The following is a 1,123-nucleotide window of genomic DNA, read 5'->3' as shown; positions in this document are numbered from 1 at the left end:
ATCAATTTAAAGATACAGGCCGCTTTATTTTTGAAGAAGGTTCAAATTTAGACACGCTATTTGCACAGCGCTTTCGTGAAGAAGTGTTTAGCCACGATATTCGACCTCCAATTTGTGTTGGACGCATTGCGATTACCGAAGAACAAGAAGAAAAACTGGCAAATGAAGTGTACAACAAATTAATTGAGTTTGATGTTCAAAATAAAACCAGTGAAAACAGTCAACGACTAAAAAATGTTTTACTCACTTTTACGCCTGGTAATCAGATATTTTTGGCTGACACAATTCCGAATATTAATGGCGATTTATTAAAATCCATCACTATCGCTAAAGAAAAATAAAAGAATAATTATTGGAAGCTCGTGCTTATTTAGTGCGAGCCGAGCTTCTGCACACTAAAAACACTCATTTATATAAATGAGAATATAAAAATAATGCAAATAATAGGGAAAAAGTATGTTTAAAAAGAGCACACTTGCCATTCTGATCGGGGCTACTATTTCGCTTGTTGGATGTGGTTCCAATGATAAAACTGAAATCCGTTTACCACAGGCGCCAACTTCAGAATTTACTAACGTGATTGATCGTACTGGTAATCCAACTTACCTGCGTGATTACGACAGTTATTCGAACCTGAAGTACAACGCACTCACGGACAACGGCGCGTGGCATGGCCATTTGCTACCTGAAGATGCGGCGGGTTATGGCGCTTTCGGCGGTATTATGCAAGTGACGCAAGAGTACGCGCATTTTATGTCTGGCCAAACGTTCGACAAGCTCACGTTGACCGACAAAGTGAGTGGCCAAACTTACGACTTATCGAACGCAGAAGCGAAAGTCTATTCCATTCCAGGTGCGTTAGTGCAGGTGTTGGACTTGGACGATATTCACGTGCAAATGGTGCTGCGCTTCGTGACTGATCGCTCTTCGCTGGTGGAAACGCTCATCACTAACAAAACTGATCGTGATATGAACTTGGCGTTGGAGTGGGACGGCGAGTTGGTGAAATACGCGCTGTCGACGCGCAAAGACCAAACCGTGGCGCAGTACTACCCAGATTACAAGCGCCAGATTTCGACCATCGAGAACGGCATTAAAATTAACTTTAGCGAGATGAAAGACT

The 1,123-nt window shown here is 42.2% G+C and carries 2 pseudogenes; both read left to right on the top strand.

The features are described from left to right. Positions 1-341: pseudogene (locus R7127_RS26705) on the top strand (transcriptional regulator); the annotation flags it as partial. Between the two features lie 115 nt (positions 342-456). After that, positions 457-1,123: pseudogene (locus tag R7127_RS26700) on the top strand (alpha-glucosidase); the annotation flags it as partial.

This window comes from Vibrio sp. 1159, from assembly GCF_033340395.1.
GTDB lineage: Bacteria > Pseudomonadota > Gammaproteobacteria > Enterobacterales > Vibrionaceae > Vibrio > Vibrio alginolyticus.
This window is presented reverse-complemented; position numbering and strand designations above follow the sequence as displayed.